Origin of the sequence: Streptomyces sp., from assembly GCF_019510245.1 — a bacterium.
In the GTDB taxonomy this organism is placed as follows: domain Bacteria; phylum Actinomycetota; class Actinomycetes; order Streptomycetales; family Streptomycetaceae; genus Streptomyces.
Genome location: NZ_JAEKKT010000463.1, coordinates 1 through 2,046 on the forward strand (window position 1 = coordinate 1; position 2,046 = coordinate 2,046).

Here is a 2,046-nt window from a genome sequence, read left to right on the forward strand (position 1 = left end):
GCCTGGCCGAACACTTCGATCAGGCTGCCGGCGGCCAGGGCGACGTCACGGCCGAGGGCGTGGATGCCGAAGAAGCTCAGCATCAACGACTGCGGCCGGGGTGCGCTGCCTGCCTGGTCGGACTGTTCGGGCTGATCGAAGCTGGTCACCGCGCAAGGGTAGAACCAGTTCCCCCTGCCGGGCAGGTAGGGGGTGGGGGTGGACCGGCGCCGTCAGGACGGCTTCGCCGCCGTAACCGCCATCGCGGTGACCGCGTTGCCACACTCCGCGAACACGCTGTCATCCAGGGCGACTTGGTGGGAACCGGTGCCGGGTCCCGGCCTTCCGGTCAGGGGCCGCGGTCGCTATCCGCCGACGGCCGTGGGCGCCGCCCGGGGGGCCGTACCGAAGCAGTCCCCAACGAGGATGCCCCACAAGGCCGTTGCGGTTCCCGGGGCCGCCCCGCGGGGTGCGCGGTTTCGGCCGCCCCACAGGGCGTCCGAGGCGTCCCGCCGGTGACTCACCGCGCGGAGCGTCCCCGCAGGTCGGAGGGTGGGACGTCCCGCGTCGACGGCAACTGTCCGGCGGCCCTTACCCCGCCCCGGACTCGGCCTGCAATGTCGGTGGTGCAGGACGGGCGGTGCGGTCCACCCCGTACCGCCCCACCGACCACAGAACGGGGAAGCCAGACATGGTCATCACCGCAACGAGCAAGTCCATCGGCATCGGCATCGCCACGCTCGCCCTGCTGGGCGGCGTCGCGAGCGGCACAGCCACCGTCGGCCCGGCCGAATCGGCCTCGACGGCGACCGCCCACGCTGCCGATGCCACCGCCGCCGCGAAGAAGTGCAGCACACCACGAGCCTCGGCTGGTACTGCGGCTACTACAAGGGCCACAAGACGGTGAAGTTCGGCAGCAGCGGCCAGGCCGTCAAGGAGGTGCAGGCGAACATCAACCAGACCACGGACTACAAGCCCAAGCTCAAGGTCGACGGCCAGTTCGGCTCGAAGACCAAGAAGGCCGTGCTGTGGTTCCAGCACGAGTTCAAGATCAAGCCGTACGACGGCATCGTCGGTCCGAAGACCTGGAAGGTGCTGCGGGCCAAGTAACCCGCCGTACCTCCACCGCACGGCGGCCCGTTCCCCCTCGGGGGAGGGAACGGGCCGCCTCTTCGTGCCGTCAGCCCAGATGCGTCGGCGCGAACATCCGCAGCACCGCCGGGAGTACGACCACGGAGGGACCCGGCTCGCCCAGTGCCTTGGCCAGGTCCGCCTCCAGCGTCTCGGGGGTCGTACGGACCCCCGGCACCCCGAAGGACTCGGCCAGTGCCACGTAGTCGGGGCGGGTCAGTTCCGTCGCCGTGGCCTGGCCGAAGGCGTCCGTCATGTACTCGCGCAGGATGCCGTAGCCGCCGTCGTCGACGATGAGCCAGGTGACGTTCAGGTCGTACTGGCGGGCGGTGGCGAGTTCGGCGACGGAGTACAGGGCGCCGCCGTCGCCGGAGACCGCCAGGACCGGGCGCGAAGGGTCGGCCACCGCCGCGCCCAGGGCCGCGGGGAAGCCGTAGCCCAGACCTCCGGACCCCTGGGCGGAGTGCAGAAGGTTGGGGCCCTTGGCGTCGAAGGCGGACCAGGCCCAGTAGGCCAGGATCGTCATGTCCCAGAAGGACGGGGAGTCTGCGGGAAGGGCCCTGCGGACCGAAGCCAACAGCTCCTGTTCCAGGGTGAGTTCCTGGGCGGCGATGCGGTCCGAAACGCGAGCGAGCACGTCACGTACCCGCTCCGGAGCCTCCGCGTCCTCCCTCGGTGTCACCGTCTCCAGCAGCGCCTGCAACGCCAGTCGCGCGTCCGCGTGGATGCCCAGCGCGGGGTGGTTGGACTCCAGCTTGCCGAGGTCCGCCTCGATCTGGACGACCCGGCCCCGCGGCTTGAACGTGTGGTAGTTCGAGGAGAGTTCGCCCAGTCCCGAGCCGACCACCAGGAGTACGTCCGCGTCCTCCAGGAAGTCCGTGGTGTGGCGGTCCTCGATCCAGGACTGGAGGGAGAGCGGGTGCTTCCAGGGGAAGG

At 70.5% G+C, this 2,046-nt stretch carries 3 protein-coding genes; 1 reads left to right on the forward strand and 2 read right to left on the reverse strand.

The genetic code is table 11. The features are described from left to right. Positions 1 to 570: 570 nt before the first annotated feature. On the reverse strand, positions 571 to 834 hold the full coding sequence (locus JF597_RS54060) for a hypothetical protein (protein WP_294014447.1): 264 nt from the start codon (positions 832 to 834) through the stop codon (positions 571 to 573). On the opposite strand from JF597_RS54060, the gene JF597_RS54065 reads away from it, so the two are divergent. Next, positions 826 to 1,089 (forward strand): peptidoglycan-binding protein, encoded by a 264-nt coding sequence (locus JF597_RS54065; protein ID WP_294014449.1) that lies wholly within the window; start codon positions 826 to 828, stop codon positions 1,087 to 1,089. The two genes, JF597_RS54060 and JF597_RS54065, sit on opposite strands and share 9 nt — an antisense overlap. A gap of 70 nt (positions 1,090 to 1,159) precedes the next feature. Here JF597_RS54065 and JF597_RS54070 read toward each other — a convergent pair. Then, positions 1,160 to 2,046: thiamine pyrophosphate-dependent enzyme (locus tag JF597_RS54070; RefSeq protein WP_294014451.1), on the reverse strand; the 887-nt coding region annotated here is incomplete at its 5' end.